The following is a 5016-nucleotide window of genomic DNA, read 5'->3' on the forward strand; positions in this document are numbered from 1 at the left end:
GCTTCGCGGGCGGCCGGCACTGATGCGTCCTCGTCGTCGGTGGGCAGGGGCGGCGACGTCTGGGCAGGGGCGGCGTCGGCGGGTGGACGGGGGAGGCCCCCGGCGTCCGGCAGACGCCGGACAGTCGCTGCCCGACACCCCGCTTCCGCGCGCCTCGCCGACCGAGTCCCGGATGCTTCGCCGCCCGTGATGGCGCGGGCAGGCCGCAGACGGTTCCTCGCAGCGTAGCTGTCGCCACACAACAGACCAGTCGGTCGAATAGATGACGTGACGGTCGCCGGTGACCGCCCGGGGTGCCGGAGTGCGGCTACACCAAGGCTATTCGAACGACCATCCGTGCGGGGTGAGTTCGGTCAGGCGGCGGTCGCCACACCGATGGACAGAGCCGTCAGGAACTTCGGCCCCGGCGCGTAGAACCGGTCCAATTCCGTCACGCGGAATCCGTTGGCCGCCAGCAGGCCGGGAATGTCGCGGTCGAGATTGCATCCGCCCGCCACGGCCCGCTCGATCGGATTGAGCCGGTGCTGCCAGGCCCGCACCTTCGGGTCCGGCGCCAGACCGTGCTCCACGAAGTGCAGCGTCCCTCCCGGCGCCAGCACCCGCCGCACCTGCGCCAGCGCCCCCTCGATGTCGGGGATCGTGCACATGGTGAACGTCGACAGCGCGGTGTCGAAACTGCTGTCGTCGAACGGCAGCGCCGCCCCGTCCAGCCCCGACCGCTCCACCGGCACCCGCGAGGCGGCCACCCGCTCCGCCGCCATGCTCCACCCCTTGTCCGACGGCTCGACCGCGCTCACCGACTCCACCGCCGTGGGATAGAACGGCACGTTCAACCCCGACCCGAACCCGATCTCCACGACCCGCCCCCGCAGCCCCTCGCACGCCCTCGCCCGATACCGGTCGTTGGCCTGCATCCCGCAGACGAAATCGACCAACCGGGGCACCACATGCTCGTCGTACCAGCCCATCCACCCCCTCTCGCAGGTCACCGGGCCCCCTGCCACCCCCATTGGCCGGGGCGGCGAGAGATCTCGTCGCCGATCGCTTCGTTGCGCCATTCGATCCGCGTGGTAGGCGACAACCGTGTCCAGCGCTTGCGGCGACTCCTCGATCTCGGCGGCGAGGTTCGAGTCTCGTTGCGGATGAAGAGCGGACCCGCCCGTGGGATGCTGGCGCGGTGACGGTGTTCGAGGTGTGGGCGCCCCGGCCGGAGACGGTGCGGGTGCAGGTCGACGGGGTCGTGCACGCGATGCGGCGCTCGCCGGACGGGTGGTGGCGGGCGCGGGTAAACGCCGGGCCGGGGGCGCGCTACGGGTTCCTGCTCGACGACGATCCGACGGTGCTGCCGGATCCGCGCTCGCCTCGGCAGCCGGACGGGGTGCACGGTTTGTCGATGGTGCACGAGCTGGACGCGCGGGCGTGGACCGACGCCGGGTGGACGGGGCGGACGCTGGCGGGGGCGGTGATCTACGAGCTGCACATCGGGACCTTCACCCAGGAGGGCACCTTCGACGCGGCGATCGAACAGCTGGATCACCTGGTCGAGCTGGGCGTGACGGTGGTCGAGGTGATGCCGGTGAACGGCTTCGACGGCCACCGCAACTGGGGTTACGACGGGGTGCTCTGGTACACGGTGCACGAGGGCTACGGCGGCCCCGACGGGTTGCAGCGGTTCGTGGACGCCTGCCACGGCAGGGGGCTGGCCGTGTGCCTGGACGTCGTCTACAACCACCTCGGCCCGTCCGGCAACTATCTGCCGCGGTTCGCGCCCTACCTGAGCGAGGGGCGCAACACCTGGGGGCAGAGCGTGAACCTGGACGGGCCCGGCTCCGACCATGTGCGCCGCTACATCCTGGACAACGCCCTTCGCTGGCTGCGCGAGTTCCACATCGACGCGTTGCGCCTGGACGCGGTGCACGCGCTGGTCGACCGCACCGCGACCCATCTGCTCGCCGAGCTGGCAGGTGAAGTGGAGCGGTTGTCCGCGCATGTGCGCAGACCGCTGACCCTGATCGCCGAGAGCGACCTCAACGACCCGAAACTGGTCACCTCGCGCGCGGCGGGCGGCTACGGCCTACACGCCCAGTGGAACGACGATCTGCACCACGCCGTGCACACCGCGGTGTCGGGGGAGCGGCAGGGCTACTACGCCGACTTCGGCAGCCTGGCCTGCCTGGCCACCACCCTGACCCGCGGCTTCTTCCACGCGGGCACCTACTCCAGCTTCCGCGGCCGCACCCACGGCACCCCGCTGGACCGTTCGCTGGTGCCCGGTTTCCGGCTGATCGCCTTCACCTGCGATCACGACCAGATCGGCAACCGGGCCATCGGCGACCGGCCGAGTTCCTATCTGACCGGCGGCCAGCTGGCGATCAAGGCCGCGTTGGTGCTGTGCTCGGCGTTCACCCCGATGTTGTTCATGGGTGAGGAGTGGGGCGCGCGCACGCCCTTCCAGTTCTTCACCTCCCACACCGACCCGGAGATCGGCGCGGCCACCGCCCTCGGCCGCAAGTCGGAGTTCGCCGACCACGGCTGGACCGCCGAGGAGGTGCCCGACCCGCAGGATCTCGAGACCTTCACCCGTTCCAAGCTGGACTGGAAGGAACCGGAGGAACCCGAGCACGCGCGGCTGTTGTCGACCTACCGTGCGCTGCTGGCGCTGCGGCGCGACCAGCCGGATCTGGCCGACCCCTCGTTGCGGCACGTGCGGGTGGACTACGACGAGCACGCCCGCTGGCTCGTGCTGCATCGGGGCAGCGTGCACCTGGTGTGCAATCTGTCCGAGGACGCGGTGACGGTGCCGATCACCGGCCGCAGCCTGCTCTACTGGGAGCCGCCGACGCTCGGCCCGACCGGCACCACGGTGCCCGCGCATTCGTTCGTCGTGCTCACCGATCCGCCCGACGGCCGACGGTAACGATCCCTCACCGGGGCATTCCGACATATTGCCCGTTACCGACGGACACCGTTACCGTGGAGTGATGAGCAACGAGGCTTCGGTGCGCGGAAGCGCGGTCCCAGGATTCGAGCGGCTGCTGCGCGTCTTCGCACGGAGCTTCGGCAACCGCCCCGGCGCGGGCGCTGCCCTGTCGGTGCACCACCACGGCGTCCCGCTGGTCGACATCTGGACCGGTGAGGCCGGGACCGAACCGTGGACCGAGAACACCGGCACGATCGTCTTCTCCGCGACCAAGGGCGTCACCTCCACGGTCGTGCACCGCTTGGCCGACCGTGGCGAGATCGACTACCGCGCGCCGGTCGCCGAGTACTGGCCGGAGTTCGCCGCCAACGGCAAGGCGAAGATCACCGTCGCCCAGGTCATGACCCATCGGGCGGGCCTGTCCGCGCTGCCGCCGCTGGCCACCGCCATGACCGACGTGCTCGACCACGAGGAGATGGAGCATCGGCTGGCCGCCGCCGCGCCGGACCGGCTGCTCGGGCGGCCCACCTACCACGCCGTCACCTACGGCTGGCTGCTGGCCGGCCTGGCCAGGCGCGTCACCGGCAAGGGCATGGCCGAGCTGTTCCGCACCGAGGTCACCGAGCCGCTCGGTATCGACGGCCTGCATCTGGGCCACCCGCCGGGCGACTCGACCACCAAGTACGCGCCGCTGGCGGGCAGCCAGTTCGGTCCGCTCGGCACGCCGTTGGGCAGCGCCGTGCTCGGCACCGGTCAGCGCCTGCCCGGTCCGCTCGGCGCGGCCGCCCGCTGCCTGTTCCTGCCCGGCGCGCACAGCATCTTCGAGGGTGAACTGCCGCCGATCCTGACCACCGAACTCGGCGCGGGCAATGCCGTGGCCACCGCCTCCGCGCTGGCGGGCGTCTACGACGCGCTGGCCTGCCGTGGCGAGGTCGACGGCGCGCGATACCTGTCGGAGTCGACCATCCGCGAGATCCTGAAGGTCCGCACCTACCACGTCGATCGCGCGCTGTTCTACCTGCCGATGATGTGGCACCTGGGCTACCACTCGATGCCCATGCCCGGCGCGCGGCACGGCCTCGGTCACATCGGCCTCGGCGGCAGTTTCGGCTGGGCCGACCCCGCGCAGGGCCTGTCGGTCGGCTTCGTGCACAACCGGTTCTCGCTGACACAGCTCGGCGCCGACCAGATCATCGCGGTGTGGCTGCTGCCGCTGATCCTCAACGAGTTGCGCGCCGCCGGCCACGGCGCGCCCGAGGGCCTGCGACGCGCGGCCTGACTCAGGTGAGGTAGCGGTAGGCCGGGCTGCCCGGCTCCAGCCGTTCGCACTGCAACGGCGAGGCCGCGATGCGCTCGAGCAGCGGCGCCAGCCCCTCCGGGGTGCCCAGTTCGATGCCGACCAGCGCCGCCCCGGTCTCCCGGTTGTTGCGCTTGACGTACTCGAACAGGGTGATGTCGTCGTCCGGGCCGAGCACCTCGTCGAGGAACCGGCGCAGCGCGCCCGGCTCCTGCGGGAAATCGACCAGGAAGTAGTGCTTGAGTCCCTGATGCACCAGCGAACGCTCGATGATCTCGCCGTACCGGGAGACGTCGTTGTTGCCCCCGGACACCAGGCACACCACCGTCGCGCCCGCCGGGATCTCCACCTCGGCCAGCGCGGCGGCGGCCAGCGCGCCCGCGGGCTCGGCGATGATGCCCTCGTTCTGGTAGAGGTCGAGCATGGCCGTGCAGATCGCGCCCTCGTCCACCTGCAGCAGACGGAAAGCGCCGGTGCCCGGCGGGGATTCGACGGCGGTGAGCAGCGGCAGCGAGCCGTGGCTGACCACGCGCCCGCCGAAGCCCTTCACCGCGGCGTAGGGCAGGTCACCGATCCGGCGCACGGCCGCGCCGTCGACGAACGGGTCGATCTCCGGCAGTGTCACCGGCCTGCCCGCGATCAGCGCCGCCGACATCGAGGCCGCCCCGGCGGGCTCGGCCGCGAGGATGCCGGTCTGCGGCGAGCGTTCCCGCAGGTAGGTGCCGATACCCGCGAGGCAGCCGCCGCCGCCGACGGGGATGACGACCAGATCGGGGGCCTCGTCGAGCTGGTCGAGGAT

General features: G+C 71.3%; 4 protein-coding genes. 2 read left to right on the forward strand and 2 right to left on the reverse strand.

What is annotated here, in order from left to right; translation table 11 throughout:
- Positions 1–353 precede the first annotated feature (353 nt).
- Positions 354–968, reverse strand: coding sequence for a class I SAM-dependent methyltransferase (locus QH283_RS12725; RefSeq protein ID WP_280503213.1), 615 nt, complete (start codon positions 966–968; stop codon positions 354–356).
- A 209-nt stretch (positions 969–1177) separates the two neighbouring features.
- Here QH283_RS12725 and treZ point away from each other — a divergent pair, with 209 nt between their 5' ends.
- Positions 1178–2917, forward strand: a complete 1740-nt coding sequence (gene treZ, locus QH283_RS12730) for a malto-oligosyltrehalose trehalohydrolase (protein WP_280503210.1) — start codon at positions 1178–1180, stop codon at positions 2915–2917.
- A gap of 64 nt (positions 2918–2981) precedes the next feature.
- Positions 2982–4199, forward strand: coding sequence for a serine hydrolase domain-containing protein (locus QH283_RS12735; protein WP_280503211.1), 1218 nt, complete (start codon positions 2982–2984; stop codon positions 4197–4199).
- A 1-nt stretch (position 4200) separates the two neighbouring features.
- On the opposite strand, the gene QH283_RS12740 is transcribed toward QH283_RS12735, so the two are convergent.
- A partial coding sequence (locus tag QH283_RS12740; RefSeq protein ID WP_280503212.1) for a pyridoxal-phosphate dependent enzyme occupies positions 4201–5016 on the reverse strand: 816 nt, incomplete at its 5' end.

Origin of the sequence: Nocardia farcinica (assembly GCF_029867845.1) — a bacterium.
Lineage (GTDB): Bacteria > Actinomycetota > Actinomycetes > Mycobacteriales > Mycobacteriaceae > Nocardia > Nocardia farcinica_A.

Excerpts from the sequence above, each read along its gene's own strand:
- QH283_RS12725 (WP_280503213.1), bottom strand. The coding sequence starts at position 968 with ATGGGCTGGTACGACGAGCATGTGGTGCCCCGGTTGGTCGATTTCGTC.
- QH283_RS12735 (WP_280503211.1), top strand. The coding sequence starts at position 2,982 with ATGAGCAACGAGGCTTCGGTGCGCGGAAGCGCGGTCCCAGGATTCGAG.